The organism is Halodesulfovibrio marinisediminis DSM 17456, from assembly GCF_900129975.1.
Classification (GTDB): Bacteria; Desulfobacterota; Desulfovibrionia; order Desulfovibrionales; family Desulfovibrionaceae; genus Halodesulfovibrio; species Halodesulfovibrio marinisediminis.
The window spans coordinates 214651-240412 of record NZ_FSRG01000005.1 but is presented as its reverse complement, the minus strand read 5'-3'; the positions used below and the strand labels follow the sequence as shown (position 1 = coordinate 240412).

Below are 25762 nucleotides of genomic sequence, written 5' to 3'. Positions count from 1 at the left end.
ATGACGATCAGTCATTTCTTTATTGATCGGCCTAAATTCGCCATCGTGATTTCTCTCGTCATCACCCTTGTGGGAGGATTAGCAATACTTACACTGCCTATTGCACAATATCCTGACATAACTCCGCCTGTTGTCACAGTGACAGCAACATTCCCCGGTGCCAGTCCAGAAATTTTAGAACGTACGGTCATTAAGCCCCTTGAAGACAATATCAACGGCGTTGAAAACATGATCTACATCTCGTCTTCAGCAGACACGACGGGCACCGCAACAACAACCATCACTTTTGCTCCGGGCTCAGATCCCGACATGGCTCAAGTTAACGTCCAAAACCGTGTATCTCAGGCCGACCCAAACCTGCCGGAACAGGTTCGGCGACTTGGGGTAACTGTTAACAAACAGTCTCCCACCATGTTGCTCGGTGTCAGTATCATTTCACCGGACAACAGCTACTCCAGCTTGTTCCTAAACAACTATGCAAAACAGTTTATTGTTGACCCACTGAAACGAATACACGGCGTTTCAGACGTACAAATTTTCGGTTCACCATATTCAATGCGCATCTGGCTCGACCCGAAGCTGATGGAATCATACCGCATGACCACGTCAGATGTACAAGATGCACTGCAACAGCAAAACATTATTGTTGCTGCAGGCAGCATCGGCGGCGGTCCGAACGTTGAACAACAACAATTCCGTTATACTGTTCAGGCTCAAGGACGCCTGATTACCGCAGAAGAATTTAACAACATCATCCTCCGCGCCACCTCTGACGGCGCAATCGTTAGAGTAAAAGACATCGGGCATGCAGAACTCGGAGACGAGTCATATGACTTCAATGCAAAGCTAAATAACAAGCCACAGGCATTTGTTGTTGTGTATCAAACGAGTGACGGCAATGCGTTAGAAATTGCACAAAACATTTACAAACGCATGGAAGTCTTATCTCAACAGTTTCCCAAAGGAATCGACTACCTAATACCTTATGATACGACAATTTTTATCAAACGTTCCATTGATGAAGTAGTAGAAACCCTCTTTCAGGCTGTCTGCCTTGTTGTACTTGTTGTATTCCTGTTCCTACAAAACGTACGGGCAACATTCATTCCTACGGTAGCTATTCCTGTATCCCTTGTCGGCACATTTGCTGTCATGCAAGCTCTAGGATATTCCATCAACACCATTTCTCTATTCGGCCTTGTTCTTGCCATCGGTGTTGTGGTTGATGACGCCATTGTAGTTATCGAAAACGTTGAACGGCATATCACAGAGTCTAAACTACCGCCGAAGGAAGCGGCGCGTATCGCTATGTCCGAAGTTACAAGCCCGATCATAGCCACAACGCTGGTACTGCTGGCTGTGTTTGTTCCTGTCATGTTCATGCCCGGTATTACAGGCGGCCTCTACAAACAATTTGCTGTAACTATCACGGTATCCGTGCTCATATCCTCAGTAAACGCACTGACGCTCAGCCCTGCTCTGTGTTCACTTCTCCTTAAAGAAGGACAGCTGGAACCAATCTCATTTCTTCGACCTATCGACCGTGCAATAAAATGGTCAACGGAACGGTATGGAACCATAATCACGACAATCCTGCGCAAAGGCCTTCTTACTCTGGTCGCCATTATCGTTATTTTTTCCGCCACGGGCTATCTGTACAAAACAACACCGACAGCATTTATCCCGAATGAAGATCAAGGGTTCTTCTTTGTTGATGCTCAACTGCCAGAAGCATCATCAATGAACAGGACACAACGTGTTCTGGAAGAAGTTACCGATATGACCCAAAAAGTGAGTGGGGTAGAACGCGTTATTACAGTTGCAGGACGCAGTTTCCTTTCCGGCAACTTATCCAATACCGGCCTTATTATTGTCATGCTTGAAGATTGGGACAGCCGTCCCGATGGTAAAACCCTGCGTGACATCATGGCGGAAGCCAACAAACTTTATAGGAACTATCCAAATGCCTCACTCAGATCTTTCGAGCTGCCGGCGATTCCGGGTATCGGTACTACAGGCGGATTCGCTTACCAGCTGCAGGATACGTTAAGCCGCCCGCCGGAAAATATCGCCAAGGTTGCACAACAGCTTTCAATGAAAGCTACGCAAGACCCAGCTGTACTGTTCGCTTACACAACTTTCCGAACAGATGTTCCGCAATATTTTCTTGAGGTTGACCGCAACAAGGCCATGGTTATGGGAATTTCTCTCGGAGATATTTATGCCACTTTACAGGCACAGTTCGGCTCCCTTTATGTGAATGACTTTGTGCGCCAAGGACAAATTTATCAGGTAAACATTCAAGCTGATGCAAAATACCGTGCGAAACCTGAAGACTTTTGGCTGTTCTATGTACGCAACGGTAAAGGAGAAATGGTTCCGATCAGTTCTGTTGCCTCAATCACTCCGATCTTAGGTCCTGCACAGGTATTTCATTACAATCTCTATAGCACGGTAGCTATCAATGGTAACGCTGCCCCGGGTTATAGTTCCGGTGATGCTATTGCCACAATGGAGAGACTCTCCAACGAGCTTCCTCCAGGCTATACGTTTGAATGGACAGCCCTTTCCTTGCAGGAAATTGAAGCAGGCAACCTTGCACCGCTCATCTTCTTGCTGTCCTTTACCTTTGTATACCTGTTCCTTGTAGCACAGTATGAAAGCTGGGTTATGCCGGTCGCTATTGTCGGCGCAGTTCCACTAGCAATCTTCGGTGCCATTGCCGGCACCCACTACTGGGCACCGCTCTTTGAACTGAACAACAATATATATGCGCAGATAGGGGTCGTTCTTCTTATCGGTATGGCGGCAAAGACATCTATTCTTATTGTTGAGTTCTCGATGGATCTCTACAAGGAAGGCAAGTCAGCGGAAGAAGCTGCCTTTATGGCGGCAAAAATACGTTTCCGCGCAGTGCTTATGACTGCATTCTCTTTTGTACTTGGTGTTTCACCGCTTGTCGTAGCTTCCGGACCAGGCTCTGCGAGCAGGCACTCCCTCGGTATAGCAGTTATGTGCGGTATGATTACCGCTACCGTCTTTGCCCCGTTACTTGTTCCGGGATTCTATTACCACCTGCAACGATTACTTGAATTTTTTGAAAGGAAAATGAAAACCAGAGCTGACGCTGCTGCAAAAAAAGTAAAAGAGAAGTCCTGATATCAACTTTTTTTGAAAAAAATATATTTTCTTATTGACGACTACACGGCTTCCATATAAACACCCTCTTCGCAGCGCATCACCAGCGCTCGCAATACAGCACTCTATGACCTTAGACACAGTTAAGGTCTTTATATAGAAGCTCTTGTAGCTCAGTCGGCAGAGCGCATCCTTGGTAAGGATGAGGTCAGCAGTTCAATCCTGCTCAAGAGCTCCATATTTTAGCGGACAGCTTACCCAGTAAGCTGTCCGCTTTTTTTATATAATCTCCCAATCTAACTGAAAACCTGCTGCAATCGGTCAGCAAGCCACTTTTCAGCAGGTCGAAGCGGGTAATCCTTCTTCCACAACAAGTTAAACGATCCGCTGTATCCTTTTTGCAAAAAGGTCAACGGTAACGACACTAATTCTTCACGTTCCCTAAGCTTCTGCGTCTGCGATTCAGCAAGCCATGCCCACCCCACACCGCGGCGCACCAAATCTATCATCAGCTTACTGTCCTCACACATCCACATTTTTTCACTCAGTATACCTGAATCAGGCTCCCGTACGCCTTCCTTACTGGAAGCAACAAGCTGCATATGTCCCCATAAGTCATCTGCTGTTACTGACGAAAGCTTAGCAAGAGGATGATTAGAACCAACCATAGGCCAAAATGTCTCACTCCCAAGCTGCTTCCATGAACATTCATCATCTGGAATACCGGTTGCTGGCATTGCTACACCAATATCCACTCGTTCTTTCAAAATAAGATCTTTAACATCTCCAATCGCTGCCCAAAGAACTTCAACCTGAATATAACCAAATTCCTTTGCAAAATCAGCCAGTACACTGCCGATAGCCTCGCAGGAAATAAGCTCTTCCACAGCCATCCTGAGCAACACTTGCGGCTTTTCAATAATCTGCTCAGCGGTATCCACAACCACCCTACACTGATACAAAACCCCTCGCGCCGTGTTTAAAATTCGCTCACCATCACTTGTGAGCACTGGAAACTTTCCAGATCTATCAAATAACGTCACACCCAAGTCTATCTCTAAGTTCGCAACAGCTGTACTAATCCTGCTCTGCGCTTTCCCTAAATGCCTTGCAGCAGCAGAAAACGATCCAAACTCAACTGCCGCCACAAAAGCTTCTAACTGCTCTAGCGAAAACAACATCTCCATCTCCTGCCAATTATGTTCTCTGCCACTCAATCTATCTCATTTTCGGATACTATCTAATTAGAACTATACATTTTGGAGGAGTATAGATGCATAAAAGCTAAATAAACAACACACGAAAAATAAATAATAACTTATAAATAGAGGTCATTCCTATGAAACCAATCATGAGAACATCCACAGACCGTTTACGTCACACTGTTTTCTTTGAGCTTATTCTGTTAGTAATTTGCGTCCCTCTGCTTGCTCTTCTATTGAATAAACCTATGGGACATGTCGGTGCCGTGAGCCTTATGCTTAGCCTTGCCGGAGCCACTTGGAACTACATATACAACTACCTGTTTGACCACGCATTAGTGCGACTCAATAAACCACTTTATCCACGAAGTGGCTTGCTCCGAACATTCCATGCCGTTTTATTTGAACTGAGCCTACTTGTTATTACGATTCCTGCGGTAATGATTATGATGAACCTTTCGTTCATGCAGGCTTTGATGATCGATATAGGATTCGTAGCATTCGTTCCTGTATACGCTTTTGTGTACAACATAGCGTACGACAGACTCTTCCCACTTCCAACTGCTGAGACCGTCTAAATATTGTAAGTTCAAACAACTTTCTTTTATTTTCCACTTCTGCCATAATCACTGCCTTCAAAAACCGGCAGGAAATAGCCGTTTTTATAATAATGAGGAAGAAATAGCGGCTCTTCATATCAAATAGAAAAAAAGACCGAACAACGCCTTGTCCGGTCTTTTTCTTTTCTTTGATTAGGTGAACAGTGAAAAACTACATTAAAAGTAAAGATAAAAAGAAAGGAGCCGTTGAGAGACGCAACGGCTCCTAAGTTGATCCACTTTCCCTACATATACGCACTGTGTCTAATTAACTACATGGTAGATAAAAAACGCCACAATCTACCAACAGTCTTAAAGGGGCAATACTTAAAAAAGCATCTTAATAAGAGCACAGTATATTTAATGGGCTTATGCTGGAAACACATGCCATCACACCGTGCAGACACCCGTATATAAATGGATCTAACAATCTGTACATATGTCGAGGTAAACAGCCCTACGAAAAGCAATATATCGCTACATGCGCTGAATACACTGTAACTTCAAGGCGTAATGATGTGCCCATCTATACATCATAATATTGCTTAAAACACCTCCCCGATCAGGGAGGTCGCACAGCCTTTCATATCCAGCAATGGGAGACTGACATGACAAAAAAACTGCACGAGCTTCTGGAAACAATCGTCACTACTGATTCTCATGAATATTTATGGGAGCAACTTGTAGCATACGCTAAAGATATGGGAGCAGCACAACTTCACACATGGTTTGGACAGACTAACGAAGACCTTACGTGCTTTACGACTATCCCAGAACGGGGGAAGCACGCCTTCATAGAACTCAATACGATTGGATATGACTATCTCACAAGCCATGCCCTTACAGGTAATGGACCGTTACTTTATGGACGCGACAAGGATTTGGATAATCCTCTGCTTTGCGACAAAGCAAAAAAGCTTCTTCAGAGTTCTACGTCTGAATGCAACTATGGAAGCAGCATAACTATGCCCTCATTCCACAACAATAAACGTATAGGTGGTATTACCGTTTGCTTTCCCGAAACAGTCTCACAACTTAATGATGTACCGACTGACAAAATTTTAGAGCTACTTCTTGCATCCTGCACAGCGCACGAACGTCTATATACCCTGACATCCCAAGATCCGGCTTCATCAGCACTTACTCCCCGACAAAAAGAATGCCTGACAGGCCTTGCAGACGGGCTTTCCTCACAGGACATTGCAGATAAAATCGGTATCAGCCTACATACAGTAAAAATGCACATTGATTCTGCAAAAGAACGGCTTGGCGCAACAACTAGAATTCAGGCTGTCGCAAAAGCTCTAACAGCAGGACTCATAAGCATCTCTTAACGATTCTGCCCCAGAGTCAAAATTTCAAAAAAAAAGCCTGAATATTTCATTCAGGCTTTTTTACATCTAACATTTTTTAGATGGTATAGATAACGCGTGCGGCCAGCACGATTAGAACCACCCCAGTCATCCTATCCACCAAAACAGCACGCGCCTTAATTCTCTCAAGCACGCTTGGTCTGGTCAGCAAGAAACTGACGATTGTATACCAAAGCCCATCAATAACCAGTGGAGTTGCAACAACAATCGCTCTACTTTCTGAAGCATGGCTTGCTGCAACAAACTGACTGAATAACGCCAAAAAGAACAACGCAAGCTTAGGGTTCAACATAGAAATCATGGCACCGTCTCGTGCAGATTCAAACAAAGAAGCCTCTCTGCCCGCAGTCAGCTTAGCTGCAACACCACCTTTAGACTGTACCGCGTTGACCCCGAGCCATAACAAATATCCTGCTCCCAGATACGCAATCCCTTTAAACAGCGAAGGATTATGCTGCAAAACAATAGCCAGACCTAAAACAGATGCCAACGCATACATTCCAACACCCAAAGCATGCGCCCAGGCGGTGACAACACCGTTCTTCCAACTGCCGCCAAGACAGTTTTTTGCAACAACCGCAAGACTAGGCCCCGGAGACATCGCCCCGAGAATACAAATCAATACCAAAGAAAGCCATACACTTAACGTCATTCTAAATCTCCCAAACAAACTCGTGCGAGTTCAATTTACTATGTTCCAGAACACGCACACAGATAGGGCTATTTTCTATGTATTGCGAAAAAACTTTGCAAATGACAATTTGGAATTGTCAGTATTCTTGAACCGCAATACACTGCTGCTCGTTGAATTTACAGCGTATTTTACGCTGTCATTTTTTAAAAAGAGAATCACCCATTCAAACTACAAGGAATTACAATGAAAATCGTAACACTGCTCGGCAGCGCCAGAGCAACAGGTAACACCGCAACTGTTCTTGGCTGGGTGGAAGATGAACTGCGCACAATGGGTCATGAAGTAGAACGCATCAACCTGACCAAAAAAGATATTAAACCATGTCTTGGCTGCGCTAAGTGCAAAGAGTCTGAAACTGAAATCAACTGTGTTCAGAAAGATGATGCAGAAGAAATCCTGAAGAAAATGATTGATGCAGATGCAACTCTTTTCGCATCACCTAACTACTTCTGGGGCTACGCTGCACCAGTAAAAGCACTGATGGACAGAAGCTGGAGCCTTGTCACCAACTACCATAAACCAAACCATGCATCCCTACTTGAAGGCAAACGTCAGGCCCTATTACTTACAGGTGGTGGAGTGTACGAAAACAATGCGGAAGGCTTAACCTTTGCATTCAACAAGCTTCAGGCGTTCTACAAAACACAGAACGCAGGCGAACTGTTTATTGAGAAATGTACCATTGATGGTAACCGTCCGGCAGATGCACAGGAACGTGCTATCGCTTTTGCTCGTGACATGGTTGCCTAACAATCCCTTCTCTTGCTTGCAAAGAAATATTTCTATTAGGACCTATACTCTATAGCAATCCCCTGAGCCTACAACTAGCTACTCCGGTAATTCGGAGTAGCTTTTATATCGGTATGACAAGAAAAGCCCCTGATTTTTTCAGGGGCTTTTTTCCGTTTCACGTCTTAACGAACAAAATGTAAAAAACTTTAACTTGTGATTTTAATCACAATTTTTTTTATTATTCCCTTAACTATTTTCTATAATTGGCGAATATGATAGTAAGCGTCGTTCAATCATTCTCAATGTAAATTTCTATATTACATTACCCATAGATGTTCTATTGAGTTTACCGCTCTTAGTTAATAATTCTCACTCTGCAAATCTGTTGAAACACACTTTGTGACATACGGAACATACCACAAACAAACCACATGACATAACAGAGCAACAACGATGGAGACTGCGCTATGAAACTGTTTTGGAAACTCTCTCTTCCTCAAATGATACTAGTACCGCTACTTGGCGTCATAAGCTACTTACTCATTAGTAATTGTTTCACGGCAATGCAGAAACAGAATCTTGAATATATTATTGATGACACCTTCATCGCTATTGAAAAAAATATTGATCAAGTTAGCATCTCTGCTCAGGAAACTGCATCTCTTTTTGCTCATACCCCTGAAGTACTAAAGGCCTACAAGCTTGCCCATACTGGTGATATCGACAATCCAAACTCACCGGAATCTCAAGAAGCACGATTAATGCTTCGAAAAGAATTAGCACCGCAGTTAAAAAGCTATCAAGCGACAACCGGCAACAAGCTCAAACTTCATTTCCATCTGCCCAACGGCAGAAGCCTTGTCCGTCTCTGGAGAAAAAAGCAGACCAAGAAGAATGGAACATGGGTTGATATTTCTGACGACATTTCGTCATTCCGCCAAACAGTTCTAGACGTAAACAGATCTGGCGCCCCTGTATGCGGCATTGAGCTTGGTCGTGGCGGTTTTGTTATGCGTGGGCTTGTTCCGGTAAAAGATGAAAACGGCGTCACTATCGGCTCTGCGGAAGTTCTTAAAAGCTTTACATCTGTCTTCAACATCGCAAAGCAAAAGAACATTCCTATGATGCTTCTTATGGATAAAAAATTCCTTAACATTACAACTCGTCTAAACAATTCCTCCAAGTACCCTACAGTACACAATACTGTTCTTGTAAATCCGACAACGGACAACGAACAGTTTGTCAGCATGCTCTCTGAAGAGTTTCTAGCAAAGGCCAATCACGAAAGAACCTCCCTGCGTATGGGGAACTACACTCTTATAGGCTCTCCAGTTCATGACTACAGAGGGCAGCACATTGGTACACTTATCGGAGCAATTGACTATTCAAAGGCACTAAGCCTTGCCAGCAAAGCAAACACCTCATTAATAGCAACTCTTGCCGCTATCTTACTCCTACCACTTCTGGGCATTATTCTTGTGCTCAAAAAATACATCACAGGCCCACTTGGTAACATCACCACTAAGATACAGCTTCTCGCTGAAAACAAAGCCGATCTCAAAGAACGTATCACCATCAACCAGAAGGATGAGGTAGGCGACCTGACACACTGGTTCAACACCTTGATGGAACGCCTCACAACCATGCTTAACGAAATGGAAGGATTTAAACACGTTCTCAACACCGTTCCTGATCCAATCTTTGCAGTAGATGAGAACTACAATCTGTTGCTTGCGAACAAAGCAGTGGAAGAAGCTGCTAAGACCGACAATCATGGACTTATGTGCCTGCAATGCCACGAGGTGTTCAACACCGAGGTGTGTACTACACCAAACTGTCCTATTGAGCAGGTGAAACGCACACAACAGCGTGTAATTGGAGATATTATCACTGTTCCAGGTGCAGGTGGCCCTGTCTACATCCAGCCGCTTGCAGATATTTTACGCGACGCTGAAGGAAACCATGTAGGATACATTGAAGTTGCTAAGAATGTTACAGACCTTGTTACTTCTGAACAGGAAGTAAACCAGCAGCTTTCCACAATCGAAGAAGTATACGAAGGAACCAAAGAAGCTGCGCACGACCTGCTGGATTCCGCAACCTCTCTTGAGTCAAAAATCACCGATGTTTCCGGTTCAGTCGACGCCCAGCAAATGCGTATTCACGAGACATCCAGTGCAATGGAGCAGATGAACGTCTCTGTATTTGAAGTTGCGCGAAGTGCTTCACAGGCTGCAAAGCAATCTGAAGCCACACGCGAGCGCGCCGAACAAGGTGAAGAGATTGTTTCCAATGCCATCAGCGCTATCACCAGCCTGCATCAACATGCTGACACCATGAGTGAAGCTATGACACAACTGGGCGCTCAGGCAGATGAAATAGGCACTGTCCTCGGTGTCATTTCAGACATTGCAGATCAGACAAACCTTCTCGCACTGAATGCCGCCATCGAAGCAGCACGTGCCGGAGAAGCCGGACGAGGCTTTGCCGTTGTAGCGGATGAAGTACGTAAACTAGCAGAAAAAACAATGAATGCTACACAGGAAGTGAACAAAGCCATTGCAGCCATTCAGCAGCATGCAAACACTTCCATACAAACAACACAAGAGACTATAAAATTGGTAGATACAGCTACATCATTTGCACACGAATCTGGAAACGCCCTCTCCGAAATCGTGACACTTGCAAACGAAGCAGCCAACCAGATTGGAAACATTGCCACTGCAGCGGAAGAACAGTCCTCGACTTCCGAGCAAATGACTAAGGCAATGGAAGACATTAATATCCTGGTAGGAAGCGTTACAGCAGAAATGCAAGATGCTGCCCATAACGTTAAGGATCTCTCCCAACTGGCACAGCGTCTGGATTCAATGTCCAGCCAGTAGCTGTTTCTACAGAATCCTTTCATTGCGAACGCAGTCACATTGAGAAGCCCCGCATGGTACACCATGCGGGGCTTCATGTATGTTAACACCCTGCGCGACCTAAATTTAGCCACTAGCCGCTTACATAATGCAGGGTACGGACACAGCCGTAATTATCAAGGGGCATAATAGTATTTGAGACCATATGAGGTATTTTGCACACCAGAAGCCTTTTTAGGATGTTGACCGCAGACCTTCATAACCCGGGTTTTATATGGGCACCTTTTAACCTGTCCACATTTCACCATATACGGGCATCTCGCCATACAAGCACATCTCGCCATTGACGGACATTTCGTCATATACGCACATCTCTTAACACATGGATATCGCTTATGATATGGACAAACCATATAATGACGACCCATTGGAACCATGTACATAGAACAACATCCCGGTGTCACAACTCGCCGGACAGCCATGGTACCACACGGGGCAACTCGACACATTCCATAGTCAACAGCCTCAACCCGTACGGGAGTAAATTTTTTGACTACAACTACCTCTTGGCCAAATGAGTATGTAACTGTTGAAAAAATCATCGATGCAACTACAAACACAATAGCGATAAGTTTTTCTTGTCGCATAACTTTCTCCTTTTATGCTAACATCCCGAACTGTTGCAGCGACATGATGAAGATGTGAAGAAAGCTGTTTTCTTACAACACCTTTATTATCCAATAATTATTAATACGACACCATGCGCTCCAACAATCAGAACATAGACCTAGCGCTCCTCATAACAGTTTTCACCGCTATTGTAGCAAAGAGTACATCATGCTCAACAGAATTCCGGCTCTTTTCTTTCCCACAATCAAAAGATCATGAAATACTGAATCCTTTTCACGTTATAAATTTTTTATCGAGTCAACATGTTATAGCCTATAAGCCACAGTTGAACTTTTTTCCTTATCCATTCGAAATAGTGCACAAAAAAAGCCCTGACAAACATCAGAGCATCTTAAACCGACATCGCATTTTTCTTGCTATTCTGGATTAATAGACAAGTTATATCCACAGGCACTCTTCAAGTGTTTTTACCCTACCTCTTCCTCGCATTCTGACAGCTCAAACTTGAAAAATGTCCCTACCTGAGCGCCTCAGAGAACGATCATTATTGCACAGCGACTCGTGATTTGTGCACAAACACTTGTGCGTTGCCCCTTCGTAATTCCACACTTCCCTCCAGTGCGGTATGTGCAAACATGGCAGAGTCTTTACGCCCTATATAATCAAATCGCTGTGCCGTATATGACGTAATATGTATTGTTTTCTCTGCAACTAACCTTCCTGATCGTGTCTTTAAACTGAGTATCAAAACATCCCCCTTCTGAAGCATGGCTGTCACTGCGGAAAAGACCAGCGGCACACCGCCTGCCTGCACAGTATCCGCAGCCTCCGATCGCTGAAGAATTTCACGCGCCGACTGCGGAAGCTCGGTCGAATAGTCCACCTTCAACAACTGCGAAGGGACATATTGCAAAATTTCACAGGAATCATTTTGCCACAACGAGCTTTTTACTTCAGCCCCCTGCAATTCACCTATCACCCCTTTTGTAATTCTTCCCAGTCGCTTTCCAGAAAAAGGACACACTATTTTACCATCATATGTTACCTGAAAATGCACATGTACAAACCCTGTCTTTCCAGAAAGACCTATCTCGCCAAGCACACTTCCTGCCTTCACCTCATCGCCCGAAGCAACACGAACCGTCCCTTTTTTCAAATGGCAATACTGCGTCTGCCACCCGCCACCATGATCTATAACCACCCCATTACCGCATTCACGACCATGCACATTATACCTTCCATCCTGAACATACGCATCGCCCATTCCATCACGAGTCCGGAGCACTTTACCGTCCGCCGCTGCAAGCACATCTACTCCCTCCTTCATTGCAGCATAGGACACGCGAAAATCCGTCCCCTTATGCCGTTCGTAGCTCCGGCAATGATCATAGTAATCCTGTCCACCATGAACGGAACTTACATCAACGTAGTTCTGTATAAAACAGTATCCATAATCAGGCTCCTCAATCGGTGGGACAAAGGTAATTGCGTAAGCTGCGACGCTATAACCAATACAACATGCAACAACTATAATTCGAATACATTGAATATTCATTATCACCTCTAAATGAGAACATCATAATAATATTACTTATTCTAACTAGATACCGAGATGATATTAATACTCCTTTGCCGACCTTTTAGCATTTTATACAACAACTACGGACAAATAAGTATAAAATAAAACTTCAATGCAATGTCAAATTATAAAGCAAAATATATTGTAAATATTTCCTAAAAGTTACTTTCCCCATTGATAAAAACACCTATCTAGGTTGATTGAACGCCTTGCTATGGTACATTGACATAGTACTAAACAACAAACAAACAGTGCACAGAACGCTATTACATTACATACTAAACAATTACTGCAATGGTAATGCAGTAACAAAATTTGTTTATCATGTTTTGTATATTAATTACGGAGAGTTGTGTACTGAACCTAAGGAGATGAGACATGACAAGTAGAATTACCTTACTCGCCTTTGCGCTCGTTTTGGTGACAGCTACTTTCGCAAGCGCTATGACCGAGGTTATCGTGGTTGAAGAAACAGCCGTAGTGACAACTCAACCAATGACAATGGACTCCAAGGCATCTTTCCTAAACGCAATGCGTGGTACGGGTTACCTTCCACCTACCATGATGTTCACACCTGTCTACTCACCTCAAGGACTGCGTGTAGTACGGACGGAACGTATGGGAATGCACCCAAGGATGTCAGGCTGTGCCCAACTCAACATGCGAGCCCGTTATCAAAACGCACCATACGAAGCAGTATACACAAATCAAAATGGCTGCTTGGTTATGTGCAAGGTACCGGCAAAAATTCGTAATGCACCGGTAATGATGCACTTAGGTCCTAACATGCATCCTAGGATGATGAGCCCACAACAAACCAACCCAATGATTCGAGGCGTTATGCGTCCATAACGACTCCTAAACATACCAACAAAAAAAGAGGGTTCCTTGCATGAAGCAAGGAACCCTTCTTATTGGTGTATGATAAGATATAAACTATTTTTCAGATGGCTTACCGAAGTAGATAGCTGCTGCGCCTGTAAATGCAAGAATCAGGCAGTACCAGTTGCTTACTGCGATATCTACAGGAGACACTTTCGCAAGGGAACCGGCAAGCAGAACCTGTGCTGCGTATGGAACTAAGCCCTGAACTACGCAAGAGAAGATATCAAGCAGACTTGCACTACGTTTTGCAGAAATACCGCTACGTTTTGCGATCTCTTTCGCCATGCCACCAGAAAGGATGATGGCAACGGTGTTGTTTGCAATACATCCGTCAGCAAGAGCTGCCAAAGCGGCGATGCTAAATTCACCAGCTTTTTTACTCTCTTCAGTCTTGCTGAAGCGCTTAGCGATGTCGCCAATTTTATTTACCAGCCATGTAAGGCCACCGTTATGACGAATAAGTTCGCCGAGACCACCCACAAGAATGGAAAGAACGAGAATCTCGTGCATACCCACAAAACCGCTGTAGATATCCTGGCTGAAAGTAAGCAGCGCGTAGTCAGACATTGTTGCAAGACCAACAGCACCAGCGAGCACAATACCAGAAGTAAGAACGATGAATACGTTCACGCCAGCTACAGCTAAGCCAAGGATAGCAAGGTATGGTACTACCTTAACAAACTGCCAGTCACCAGGATTTGCAACAGAACCGGTGGAACCAGAGATAGAGTAAAGCGCAATAGTTGCAATAGCAGCTGGGAGCGCAATAAGCAGGTTCATGCGGAACTTGTCACGCATGTTACAGCCCTGGGTACGGGTAGCAGCAATAGTAGTGTCTGAGATCATGGAGAGGTTATCACCGAACATTGCACCACCGACTACGGCGCCCATGAGCAGAGCAATCGACATATCAGAATGAGCAGCAACACCAGCAGCAATAGGGCCGATCGCTGCGATAGTTCCCATAGAGGTACCCATTGCAGTAGCAACAAATGCTGCAATAACAAACAAACCAGGCAAAACAAGTGATGCAGGAACTAAAGAAAGCCCCATGTTTACAGTAGCATCTACACCGCCAACGGCTTTTGCTACAGCAGCAAAACCACCAGCAAGCAAGTAAATGATACACATGGTCATAATGTTGATGTCGCCAGCGCCTTTCAGGAAGATGGTAATTTTTTCTTCAAGACATTCTTTACCCATCCACAGTGCAACAATGATTCCCGGAATGATGGCAACTGTTGCTGAAAGCTGATAAAACGCCATGGACACACCAGACATCATCAAGACAGAGCCTGTGCCGATAAAAAGCACCAGAAAAATTAGAAGGGGGAGCAAAGCAATACCGTTGCTCTGCGGAGCCTCTGTTGTGTGCGTCTTCTCTAACAAACTCATTTCTTCAATTTCCTTATTACTACAACAATTTATGCATTCAATATCGCCTGTTTTTACAAAAATGGACAATATTGATTGTGCCCTCATTCATAATGAACAAAGACCTCTCGACAACTGATGAGCCTGTCTTAGACGCACTTTAAAAATCTGTCTACTCACATTTTTGTCAAAAAAGCCATTTTTTATACAATAACCAGTTGTTTTTACGATTAATTCACTTAATTTACATATAGTGAAATTATTTTTTCTGCTTATTTAGATTTCTTGAAATAGAGTACATACTTTACTTTTTCAGGCGTTTCCTCTTGCCAAATGCTACTTGGTTATATAAACAGCCATTTCACAATTTCGGATGACGGTTGCAGGAGAGAGTGCCGCAAGGCACCGCCGAAGAAGTAAATCTTTCAGGCAAAAGGACTGCTTCCCGACGAGCCTCTGGAGAGACTTCGCATGTTGCGGAGCACCGAAGGAGCAAGCCTTGCTGTGCAAGGTGAAACTCTCAGGTACCAAGGACAGAGTGGTGTTACAGCACAGGCAGTACTATTTTTATTGCCTGTGGCTGCGCAAGCTATTCCCGCCCGCTCAGAGACTCATCTCATCCATCCTGATTAATTCATTTTTTAGGAGACGAGATGCAAAATATCACTAATCTGCTCAACACTATTGATTCCCTCGTATGGGGACCACCTCTTCTTATTCTGCTTGTAGGAACAGGGCTTTTCCTTACTTTACGCCTCAATGCTTTACAGGTTGTGCACCTTCCAAAGGCTTTGAAGCTCGTATTCGCACCTTCTTCACGCAAAATATCCAGCAAAACTGGTGACGTTACTCCGTTTGCAGCTTTGTGTACGGCTCTTTCCGCTACCATCGGTACAGGTAACATTGTTGGTGTTGCTACTGCTATCGCAGCTGGCGGCCCGGGTGCACTTTTCTGGATGTGGATTGCAGCATTCTTCGGCATGGCAACCAAGTATGCAGAAGCACTGCTTGCCATCAAATACCGTGTAGTTGACGAAAACGGTCAGATGGCTGGTGGCCCGATGTATTACCTTGAGCGCGGCCTTAACAACAAGCTGCTCGCACGTATGTTTGCGCTCTTCGGTATCGGTGTTGCTTTCTTCGGTATCGGTACATTTGCACAGGTTAACGCTATTGCTGACGCAGCAAGGCTCACCTTTGATGCTCCGATCTGGCTTACTGCTGTAATTCTTACCACCCTTGTTGCTGCTGTTACTCTTGGTGGTATCCGCTCTATCGCAGCTGTAGCTAGCCGCATTGTTCCTTTAATGGCAGCTATCTACATCATCACTTCCCTTGCAGTTATTTTACTGAACCTTTCAGAGATCCCTGCTGTAATCAGCCTTATTATCGATAGCGCGTTCAATCCGACCGCAGCCTTCGGTGGTGCAACTGGTGTTACCATGCTTATGGTAATGCGTAACGGTGTTGCACGCGGTGTATTCTCCAACGAATCCGGTCTCGGTTCCGCACCTATCGCAGCTGCGGCAGCACAGACTGACTCCTGTGTACGTCAGGGTCTTATCGCAATGACTGGTACATTCTTCGATACCATTATCGTATGTACCATGACAGGTATCGTGCTCGTTCTCACCGGCGCTTGGAACACTCCAGGTCTTGCAGGTGCAGCTATGACTAACTCTGCATTCGCAATGGGCCTCGGCAGTGACATCGGCAAATACGCTGTTACCATCGGCCTCATGTTCTTTGCCTTCACCACCATCATCGGTTGGAACTACTACGGCGAACGCTGCACCGCATACCTCTTCGGTGTTAACGCAATCAAGCCATACCGTTTAATCTACATTGGTCTTATTGCTTGCGGTGCCTTCCTCAAGCTTGACCTTATCTGGATTCTTGCAGACATCGTGAACGGCCTCATGGCTATCCCGAACCTTATCGGCCTGCTCGGTCTTTCCAGCGTAGTAGTAAACGAAACTCGTGAATTCTTCGCAAAAGAAAGCACTGAGAATGCATCAGCTGATGCTGTTCTTACCGAAATCTAATTAATAACATTTTTGAGGCAGCACCTCGGACACATTGCTCAAGTCTATTGCCCTCTACTCTTTTGCTTTCTTATAGGCTATTCTTGTCAACTTGATGCTGTTCTCAAAAATACGACAGGGATGCACTCGCAATTGCGAATGCATCCCTGTTTTTTTACGTAACGATTTATGACTGCCGCCAACTAAAAGCGTTATACCAACAGACAACAACTAATAAACTTGTTGCTCCTTGGAGATAATAGGTCGCTCCCAAACACAGTTCATAATTGCTCTTTTAAAGAAACGGCTACGGGGGACATAGTCCTCGAAATACTCACACGTCGAATCAAATGCTTTACGCATAAGCTCATCATCAAAGCGGTCACCATATTTTTCAATCATAGCAGCCCGCACTTCTTCCCACAGGTCAGAATCTGTTTTATCCGGCCATACTTTTTCTTCAGACATACCCTGCCCCTTCAAATCTAAAAATTTGCTAAAGCTTCTCGATAATGAGCAAGTGTTCTTTGTTTAACTCTTTATTCGGGAAATCATATCGTCCCACGCGAAACTCTTTCCAAGGAAGCGTAGCAGCCCACGCCTGAATCGCGTCGCCTTCTGCCGTACCGCCTTCGTGCCCTGTGTATATATGTACCGTAACGACACCATTTGATGTTAACACAGGCAACAACGCTTCCAAAGAAGCAATCGTTGTTTTTGCACGCGTGATAACAGCATGATCACTCCCCGGAAGGTACCCGAGGTTATACATAGCGCCTGTAACTGCGGTTCCATCAGGCAGGTTTTCCGCTACAGTCTCATGCCCTGCATGGAACAATGTAACACGCTCTGCAATGTCTGCCTTTTCAAGACGCTCCTGCGCATTTGTAAGACCTGACTCCTGAACATCAAAGCCATACACCTGTCCTTTTTCACCGACAAGTTTTGCTAAAAACAGCGTATCGTGCCCATTGCCGACAGTACCGTCGACAACAATGGCTTTGGTTCCAGCCTCTTCCCAGCTTGCGGCAAACTGCTGCCAAATTAATTTTGTAAACTGTAATATAGAAGGAATGTGCCTAGGGCGCATATTTTCTCCTGCGTACTACGATCACGTATGATCAATTTTTTCTGTCCCGGGAAAACTACGTGAACTCAAAAAGAATCACAACATGGCAATAAGCCCACACAAGTCCTCATCACAAAACATGCAAGATGTGCAAAAATGGTCAACTTGTGCACACAACTTATTGCACAAGTTGCACAATCAATGAACCGTTTTCACCTAGCAACACACTGTTTTTATTAACTTCAAACTTTTGGCACGCTCTCTGCTATAAAGAATACAACAGACGAAACCAATCACATCACACTCCGTGATTGTTAACATAGAGAGCAATAAAAAGTATCCATCTAACGATCATGTATCGTTAACAGCTAAAGATGCGTTAAACGCACACCTCTTTAAAAGTAGACGACTGAAACACCTACTCCCGTTGGGGCGGCAGGCATGCCGCCCCCCTAAAAAAAGAACACGCGCAACGCGTGATACATAAATTTCATCCTCATCCCTTGAGCTCCAGCAACTGTTTAGAGCAGAAACAGTTGACCGGACGGGAATAAAAAGAACGAGAAGTGCAGAGCAGGCGCTTCTCGTTTTTTTTGTGCCTATTGATTAAAATCATGCAAACAAGAAAGTAGGCAATAAATACAAAACATTACAGAACACATTGTTTATCCGATGTGTTTTTGGTTCATTCTCGTTCTTGCCCTATCCGGCACCATTAAGGTACACCGCATATCGTTCTGGCTGAACGCCATAAAATTGCAGAAAACGGTACTTGGATACAATGAATAATACTACAATTTACCTTGCCCCTCGCGGCTTTGAAAAAGAGCTTGAAAAAGAGCTCACCAATATTGTTGCCCATAAAGGTCGTCTTTTTATCGCTAAGGGAGGCGTACAAAAGACCATCTGGGCACAAAACATCTGGTTAAACCCTGTTGAAATCCCGATATCTTCAATCGGTGACGGCGCAAAACAGCTTAAAGCCATTCAACGAAACTGGTGGCTGCACAGCGTAGACAACCATCGCAGGGCAAAACTCATTCAAGCCAAATTGCCCCATGTTTCTGCAAAACGAATTGAATATGGTACACCTAAGCCAACTGCCCCGTTAGGTTCATGGACACTCTGGGAACCTGATACCATTATTGCTGCAAGCCGTTGTACAAGCCCGTACCCTGATGGTGAGTTAAACTTTGTAGAAGACAAAGAGACCTCTCCAACACGCGCGTACCTTAAACTTTGGGAGATCTTCACCCTTCTGGAACGCAGTCCGAAAAAAGGTGAGCTTTGCCTTGATCTTGGCAGCTGCCCGGGCGGCTGGACATGGGTTATTGCGAACACCGGTGCGCATGTATTCAGTGTAGACAAAGCAGAAATTCATCCACGAATCGGCTCTATGCCGAACGTCAACTTCTGCACTGGCAGCGCGTTCGGTCTTGATCCACGCCATGCAGGCAAGATCGACTGGCTCTTCAGTGATGTTATCTGCTATCCGGAACGCCTCTACAACCTTGTTCAACGATGGCTTGAGCACGGCGAGTGCCGCAACTTTGCCTGCACCATCAAGTTCCAAGGTGAAACTGATTACGAGACACTTGAAAAATTCAAGAAAATCCCAAACTCTAAGATCATTCACCTCTCATGCAACAAGCACGAGGTCACATGGGTAAAACTGGAAGAGTGGAGCAAATAGCAAGCACTTCTTGTACGTACTTTCTCATTATAATCCGATAAATACAAAAATCCGCTGCAGCACTCTCCATTGCTGTAGCGGGTTTTTTATTTTCATGTCGTATCGATTGTCATAGAATAAAGCAAAACTGTTGCATGATGGCCTAGAAAATTTTACTCAAAAGATACAGGCTGGCTAAACCAGACACAATGGGACAGGTGTCACGGGTTAGCTTTTACACAACCATATCAATATCTAGGAAGGAAAAACGGGCATATATAGACAACACTCTGTGATAACAGGAGACGTGCATGCATGTTTTCACCCTGCCACAAATCTTACTAATTCTCATTCTCGCTGGGCTCATTACCACTGTTGCCCTCTCTAAACTTACGCCTGATGACAAGAGCCTTTCAGGCGCGGCAGACATTCTGCGCATGCATATCCGACAAGCCCAAACCTTCTCCCAGTCCTACGGCAAAACTTACGGCTTACAAAGCCGTCAGAACATAGGATACTTCCTGTTCGAACACTCGCCGGAAAACATTCTCCAAATTCCAGGCACTGACGATATCTACCGACTACAAGGAAGCATCACAATCTCGAGTTTCACCCTCTACTTCAACAAAGAGGGGACCCCCTGCTCCGACAGCACAGGAAAAGCTCCACTGCCGCACGACCTCACTATCACTCTGCAAGACGGTATCGAATCTGAAACTATTACCGTCATGCCAGATAACGGCTATCTTGCTTAGCGAGAGATCTCGGCAGGTATGAAGTGCTTTTTCACTGCCTCAGGCGGGGCTTTAAGAACCTGTTACACTGTCGCTATCTGTAATCTCGTTCCTCGAGAACAGCTACTGCTTTTCAAAAAGGTTCCTAAAAATCTCCAATAACTTTTACTCACGAGATTAGCACGTTGCTTACATAGCCTCGCGGCTTACGCTCCACTACCTTTCTAAAATCAAAGGGCTGTCCCAACATATTTGGAACAGCCCTTCCTATTAAAAAGCCCCTCACAGAGAACTCTGAAAGGGGCTTTAGTTCTTTTTAACAGATTACTAACTGAAGACTTAGTAAAGTCCGTCAGGGTGACATGCGGATTCGTAGCAACCGGTCATTTCTTTGTCGTTCTCAAACTCTTCGAGATGACAGGAAAGACAGGATGGACGCACGCCTTTTTTGTGCATTGCACGGAAGTAAGAACGCCATTTGTTGCTTTTTTCCAGTGTAGTGTTGTTATGACAAGACACGCAGCCCTTTGGCGGCTTGGTGTCTTTTACTGGAGCACTGAACTTAGGTTTTGCTTCCGGATCCTTCCACTTATGATGACATGTATTACATGAATACCCTTCGTGGCTGGAGTGATTAAACGTAACGGACAGATCACGATCACTATTACCCTGAACGCGGTTAATAACAATGTCATCCGGCCCTGATGTTACTGCTTCTTCTGCAAAAGCAACGGTTGCGATTGCACAAATACAAAGCAGACAAATGATACATATTTTTTTCATGCTATCTCCCTTGTATTATGCTTTTTCGTTTCCGCCCAACACGCTTTTAAACATGCCACGACGAGTTACGGGGTTCGCTTTTGGCGCTGCCGCTACCAGAGTTTCATGCTGTGCTGCGGAAGCAACAAGGTTGCTATGGTAGTTTTCAGGTGCGGATTCACAAAGATAGATCACGCGAACGTGTTCCGGATCTGCAAGATACGCATTTGGGTTGGTCTTCTGCACTTCCGCAAGACGTGCTTTCGCTAATGCAAGCATTTCGTCACGGTCACCAAAGTTCATGGTACCGGTAGGACAGCTCTTCACACAAGCAGGAAGCATACCTTTGGTCACGCGGTTGATACACATGTCGCACTTGTTCCAGATGCCGGTTTCTTTATCACGACGCGGAACATTGTACGGGCAGAGCTCCCAGCTTTCGAGACGGTTCATACCAACAGTTTTTTCTGTCATGACAACAGCGCCAGTTGTAGGATCCTGTTTAACAGCGCCTTTTGCATACATGTTGCCAATGTACTTGCATGGCGGCTCAATGCAGTGACGACACTGCTCAGGGAAGAACAACCACTTAAGCTTTCCGTCTTCTTTTACTTCGTTAAAGCGTACAAGACGGATTGTTTTTGAAGAAAGGTCCTGCGGATTCTGGTGAGAGCCCACGTTTCGGGTTTCTTCTGCCGGAAGGTCTTTCCACTGCTTGCAGGCCACCTGACACCCGCGACATGCAGTACACAGGGTAAGGTCTACAAAAAAAGCTTTACCTTTAATCATTATGCATCACCCTCCTTCCATTTGCGTACGTTAACCATAAAGGCTTTGTACTCTGGAATACCGGTGTTCGGGTCACCTACGTTCGGGGTAACCAAGTTTGCAGAATCGCCACCGCCTTTCGGTGTTACCCAACCGTAATGCCAAGGCATGCCGACCATATGCACGTCTTTTCCGGCAATTTTGTACGGTTTAATACGATCAGTAACCATTGCAATCGCCCACAGGGAACCACGTACGCTTTCAACAACGACTTTTTCGCCGTTCTCAAAGCCACGAAGTTTTGCAAGCTCTGGGCTGATCTCTACAAACATCTGCGGCTCAGCTTCCACAAGCCAGCTCATCCAGCGAGTCATGGAACCTGTCTGCCAGTGTTCTGTTACACGGTAGGTAGATGCAACAAACGGGAAGCGTTCATCGGCTACAGCTTTTTCTTCATCTTCAAAATGAACAGCAGTCGGGTTGTGCAACTGCTTGGAGAATGCGTGGTTATCTACAGGACACTCAAGCGGCTCGTAGTATTCCGGAAGAGGCCCGTCTGTACGACCAGGGCCAAAGAGCTGACCCATACCATGCTTAAGCATGATGAACGGATGTTTGGTACCAGGTGCCCAGCCGCCGTCCGGCACGTCACCGACCCACTTTTCGCCGTTCCACTTGATTACAGCCTTCTCTGGGTTCCACGGATTACCCTTTGGATCACAGGAAGCTCTGTTGTAGATGATGCGACGGTTAACAGGCCAACACCAAGTCCAGTTAGGGTACAGACCGATTTTTGCCTGCTCTGCTGTCTGGGTGCTGTCGTGGCGCTCTGCTTTGTTTCCTTCATCTGTGTAGGAGTTACAGTAGAGCCAGTTACCGGAAGTGGTAGAACCGTCGTCCTGAAGATATGCGAAGCTAGGAACCTGCTGTCCTTTCTTAAACTTCTTACCTTTTACTTCCACATCACGGGTGAACCAGCCGTTACACAAGCGTGCAGTCTGCTGAGCGCTGAAGTGGTAATGACCATTTTCATCCGCTTCACACATGCTGTTAAAAGTAAGGTGAGTGATTGGTTCCGGATATGCGCCACCCTCTTCATTGTAAAGGTGCACAAGCTCTTCCCACAGTTCATGGAAGTAGTGACCGTCGGTCAATACGCCATCCTGCGGTTCCTGAGCTTTGTAACGCCACTGCATCCAACGGCCGGAGTTGGAAACGGAGCCCTCTTTTTCGATAGCAGATGCACACGGCAGGTAGAAAGTCTCTGTTTTGATGGACTTAGGATCCATCCCCGGACCTTTCCAGAAGTCACTGGTTTCACAGGTAAACAGGTTTACGTTTACCATCCAGTCCAACTCACCGAGCGCCTTACGGGTTTTCTCAGAGTCTGAGCCGGAGCAGGCAGGGTTCATCCCCCAGATAAGAGCACCGGAGAACTTGCCGTCTGCCATGCGGTCGATAAGCGGAAGCCATGAGTACTGACTGGCTTTATGAGAATCGAGACGCGGCAGGTAGTTGTAAGCATCTTTCGGATCATCGTTTTCATACATCGCCTTGATAAGGCTTGCAGAATACTTAGGATAGTTGCTCCACCAGTTTGCACTCTTCGGATCTTTGGAAACCGGAGTAAATGCCTTGTTGTACTGTTCAAAAGTATCCTGACCAGCAAGTGGAGTTTTGAGGTAACCCGGAAGGATGTGGTACAGCAGCGCGTAGTCTGTTGAACCCTGTACGTTACATTCGCCACGCAACGCGTTAACACCGCCGCCTGCAACACCCATGTTACCAAGCATAAGCTGGATAATAGCCATTGCACGAATGTTCTGTACGCCAACGGAATGCTGGGTCCAGCCCATTGCGTACATAATGGTACCGGCTTTCTTAGCTGTACCGGTTTCAGTGTACAGTGTGTAAAGCTGCTTCAAATCTTCAACAGACACACCGGACATGGAAGACACTTTATCGAGAGTGTAACGCTCGTAGTGCTTCTTCATAATCTGTAAAACGCAGCGTGGATGCTGAAGAGACTTGTCCTGCTTCGGCACACCGTTACCATCCATTTCAAACGCCCACTTGGACTTATCATAGGAACGGGTAACAGGGTCAAAACCGGTAAACAAGCCGTCTTTAAAGCCGAAATCTTCACCTACAATGAAAGAAGCGTTGGTGTACTCCACCATGTACTCTTTAAAGTAGCGCTTCTCCTGTAAAATATAGTTAATCATACCGCCAAGAACCGCAATGTCAGTACCGGAACGAAGCGCGGCATGCATATCGGAACGTGTAGAGGTACGGGTAAAGCGAGGGTCTACGTGGATTACTTTAGCGCCAGCACGTTGTGCCTTTGTTACCCACTTAAAAGAAATTGGATGGTTTTCAGCAGGGTTACTGCCCATAATCAAAATACAATCACTGTTCTGTAAATCATTCCAGTGGTTGGTCATCGCACCGCGTCCGAACGACTCTCCCAGAGCCGCTACAGTTGCGCTGTGTCAGATACGCGCCTGGTGTTCCACATACACCAGACCAAGGGAACGCATGAAGGAATGCATTGCGTAGCATTCTTCGTTATCAAGTGCAGCGGAACCCAAGGAAGCAATACCCATGGTACGGTTAACAACCTTGTCGTCTGCATTCTTCTCTTCAAAAGACTCGTCACGAGACTTTTTGATAAGCTTGGCAATACGCTTTTTACACCATTCCCAATCTTTCACTTCAAACTTGTCACTGTATGGTGCGCGGTACATACATTTGGTAGGTCTGTCCGCGTTTACAGTCATCTGGATGGAGCTAGCACCTTTAGCACAAAGAGAACCACGGTTAATCGGATGGTCACTGTTACCTTCAACGTTTACAACGCGTCCGGTTGATTTATTAGTATGAACAAGTAGACCACAACCTACAGAACAGAACGCACAGATAGATGTGGTCTGTTTGCTCCACTGGATTTTACTCCCCCCAGCTTCTTTCACAACACTGTCCATCGCAAATGCAGGCCCCAATCCTGTAAATGCGGTAGCAGTTACTGCAGCTGCAGTCGTCTTCAAAAACGTTCTTCTTTGCATTCGCAACTCCATAACAACTCAAATATAAAGAAAAGCCAGTACATTCACGCTATACAAGGCACTTCCACATATGCTTGCATGCTGTCTGCACATTAACAACAGACTGATGTTATTCTTTATTTCGCATCTATTTTTCCTGTTTTACGACTTACGATAACACTGTTCATATGTAATTACGTACCAACACTCTATAAAGCGCAGTTAACATCCTGTTACAGCTCCGTATATGACAGAAAAAATGACACCTCATACATCGCTCATTTGATGATCAAACAATTGAGCATTACTTCCACACAGAACAACAACTGTCTATCTTCCGCTATCTATGCATTATAAAAGGAATGTACGTGGCATATTTGTTGAACAAAAAAACAGTAATAGTGTCAACAAGCTCTCTTTTGACAAAAAAGTCATATTTTGCATCACCTTTTTCTATTTTTTTCGAGACTTACGTTATGGCACATATTTTTTTTGTTCCATATATCATCGTATTACATAAATTCCCCTCACTTTGTGCTGCATTGAACGTAAGAAGAGATAACACTGTTTAAAAAAAGAATTTTTGTCGTTATTTTTGTTTATTTTCTTCTAAAATGGT

Annotated in this window: 18 protein-coding genes, 1 tRNA gene and 2 riboswitches; of the genes, 10 read left to right on the top strand and 9 right to left on the bottom strand. The window is 45.1% G+C overall.

What is annotated here, in order from left to right:
- Together BUR09_RS09045 and BUR09_RS09040 are read left to right on the top strand one after the other, a co-directional pair.
- Positions 1–3159, top strand: coding sequence for an efflux RND transporter permease subunit (locus BUR09_RS09045; RefSeq protein WP_074216621.1), 3159 nt, complete (start codon positions 1–3; stop codon positions 3157–3159).
- Positions 3160–3300: 141 nt separating this feature from the next.
- Positions 3301–3376: transfer RNA gene (locus BUR09_RS09040), tRNA-Thr, on the top strand.
- Between the two features lie 58 nt (positions 3377–3434).
- On the opposite strand, the gene BUR09_RS09035 is transcribed toward BUR09_RS09040, so the two are convergent.
- Positions 3435–4319: a LysR family transcriptional regulator gene (locus BUR09_RS09035; RefSeq protein WP_074216620.1), complete on the bottom strand. Its 885-nt coding sequence runs from the start codon at positions 4317–4319 to the stop codon at positions 3435–3437.
- A 170-nt stretch (positions 4320–4489) separates the two neighbouring features.
- Between BUR09_RS09035 and BUR09_RS09030 the strand changes: the two genes are divergently transcribed.
- Together BUR09_RS09030 and BUR09_RS16705 are read left to right on the top strand one after the other, a co-directional pair.
- On the top strand, positions 4490–4918 hold the full coding sequence (locus tag BUR09_RS09030) for a PACE efflux transporter (RefSeq protein ID WP_074217041.1): 429 nt from the start codon (positions 4490–4492) through the stop codon (positions 4916–4918).
- A 629-nt stretch (positions 4919–5547) separates the two neighbouring features.
- Complete coding sequence (locus BUR09_RS16705) at positions 5548–6273, top strand: helix-turn-helix transcriptional regulator (RefSeq protein WP_139296791.1); 726 nt, start codon at positions 5548–5550, stop codon at positions 6271–6273.
- A gap of 76 nt (positions 6274–6349) precedes the next feature.
- Here the strand turns inward: BUR09_RS16705 and BUR09_RS09015 are convergent, their stop codons facing one another.
- Positions 6350–6964 carry a LysE family translocator gene (locus tag BUR09_RS09015; protein WP_074216619.1) on the bottom strand — a complete coding sequence of 205 codons (615 nt, stop codon included), beginning with the start codon at positions 6962–6964 and terminating at the stop codon, positions 6350–6352.
- A gap of 225 nt (positions 6965–7189) precedes the next feature.
- Between BUR09_RS09015 and BUR09_RS09010 the strand changes: the two genes are divergently transcribed.
- Entirely contained in the window at positions 7190–7756 is a 567-nt protein-coding gene (locus BUR09_RS09010) for a flavodoxin family protein (protein WP_074216618.1), read from the top strand.
- 449 nt (positions 7757–8205) lie between these two features.
- A complete protein-coding gene (locus BUR09_RS09005; RefSeq protein ID WP_074216617.1) occupies positions 8206–10623 on the top strand; it encodes a methyl-accepting chemotaxis protein in 2418 nt (805 codons plus the stop codon).
- Between the two features lie 1153 nt (positions 10624–11776).
- Here the strand turns inward: BUR09_RS09005 and BUR09_RS08995 are convergent.
- Positions 11777–12787 carry a M23 family metallopeptidase gene (locus BUR09_RS08995; protein ID WP_074216615.1) on the bottom strand — a complete coding sequence of 337 codons (1011 nt, stop codon included), beginning with the start codon at positions 12785–12787 and terminating at the stop codon, positions 11777–11779.
- A gap of 402 nt (positions 12788–13189) precedes the next feature.
- On the opposite strand from BUR09_RS08995, the gene BUR09_RS08990 reads away from it, so the two are divergent.
- Positions 13190–13663 (top strand): hypothetical protein, encoded by a 474-nt coding sequence (locus tag BUR09_RS08990; RefSeq protein ID WP_074216614.1) that lies wholly within the window; start codon positions 13190–13192, stop codon positions 13661–13663.
- Between the two features lie 84 nt (positions 13664–13747).
- Here BUR09_RS08990 and BUR09_RS08985 read toward each other — a convergent pair whose 3' ends face one another.
- Positions 13748–15091 carry a Na+/H+ antiporter NhaC family protein gene (locus BUR09_RS08985; protein WP_074216613.1) on the bottom strand — a complete coding sequence of 448 codons (1344 nt, stop codon included), beginning with the start codon at positions 15089–15091 and terminating at the stop codon, positions 13748–13750.
- A 352-nt stretch (positions 15092–15443) separates the two neighbouring features.
- Positions 15444–15521, top strand: a riboswitch (glycine riboswitch).
- Positions 15522–15524: 3 nt separating this feature from the next.
- Positions 15525–15609: riboswitch (glycine riboswitch) on the top strand.
- Between the two features lie 114 nt (positions 15610–15723).
- Between BUR09_RS08985 and BUR09_RS08980 the strand changes: the two genes are divergently transcribed.
- Entirely contained in the window at positions 15724–17115 is a 1392-nt protein-coding gene (locus BUR09_RS08980; protein WP_074216612.1) for an alanine/glycine:cation symporter family protein, read from the top strand.
- Positions 17116–17325: 210 nt separating this feature from the next.
- On the opposite strand, the gene BUR09_RS08975 is transcribed toward BUR09_RS08980, so the two are convergent.
- Both BUR09_RS08975 and BUR09_RS08970 read right to left on the bottom strand, forming a co-directional pair.
- Positions 17326–17562: a hypothetical protein gene (locus tag BUR09_RS08975; protein ID WP_074216611.1), complete on the bottom strand. Its 237-nt coding sequence runs from the start codon at positions 17560–17562 to the stop codon at positions 17326–17328.
- 28 nt (positions 17563–17590) lie between these two features.
- Positions 17591–18184: a class I SAM-dependent methyltransferase gene (locus BUR09_RS08970; RefSeq protein WP_074216610.1), complete on the bottom strand. Its 594-nt coding sequence runs from the start codon at positions 18182–18184 to the stop codon at positions 17591–17593.
- Between the two features lie 760 nt (positions 18185–18944).
- Between BUR09_RS08970 and BUR09_RS08965 the strand changes: the two genes are divergently transcribed.
- Together BUR09_RS08965 and BUR09_RS08960 are read left to right on the top strand one after the other, a co-directional pair.
- Positions 18945–19856 (top strand): SAM-dependent methyltransferase, encoded by a 912-nt coding sequence (locus tag BUR09_RS08965; protein ID WP_074216609.1) that lies wholly within the window; start codon positions 18945–18947, stop codon positions 19854–19856.
- A gap of 290 nt (positions 19857–20146) precedes the next feature.
- A complete protein-coding gene (locus tag BUR09_RS08960) occupies positions 20147–20590 on the top strand; it encodes a hypothetical protein (RefSeq protein WP_074216608.1) in 444 nt (147 codons plus the stop codon).
- Positions 20591–20908: 318 nt separating this feature from the next.
- On the opposite strand, the gene BUR09_RS08955 is transcribed toward BUR09_RS08960, so the two are convergent.
- The 3 genes from BUR09_RS08955 to fdnG are packed head-to-tail and all read right to left on the bottom strand — an operon-like array spanning position 20909 to position 25170.
- On the bottom strand, positions 20909–21352 hold the full coding sequence (locus BUR09_RS08955) for a cytochrome c3 family protein (RefSeq protein ID WP_074216607.1): 444 nt from the start codon (positions 21350–21352) through the stop codon (positions 20909–20911).
- A 15-nt stretch (positions 21353–21367) separates the two neighbouring features.
- Positions 21368–22120, bottom strand: coding sequence for a 4Fe-4S dicluster domain-containing protein (locus BUR09_RS08950; RefSeq protein WP_074216606.1), 753 nt, complete (start codon positions 22118–22120; stop codon positions 21368–21370).
- Complete coding sequence (gene fdnG / locus BUR09_RS08945) at positions 22120–25170, bottom strand: formate dehydrogenase-N subunit alpha (RefSeq protein WP_084539448.1); 3051 nt, start codon at positions 25168–25170, stop codon at positions 22120–22122. Before fdnG ends, BUR09_RS08950 begins: the two co-directional genes overlap by 1 nt.
- Positions 25171–25762 lie beyond the last annotated feature (592 nt).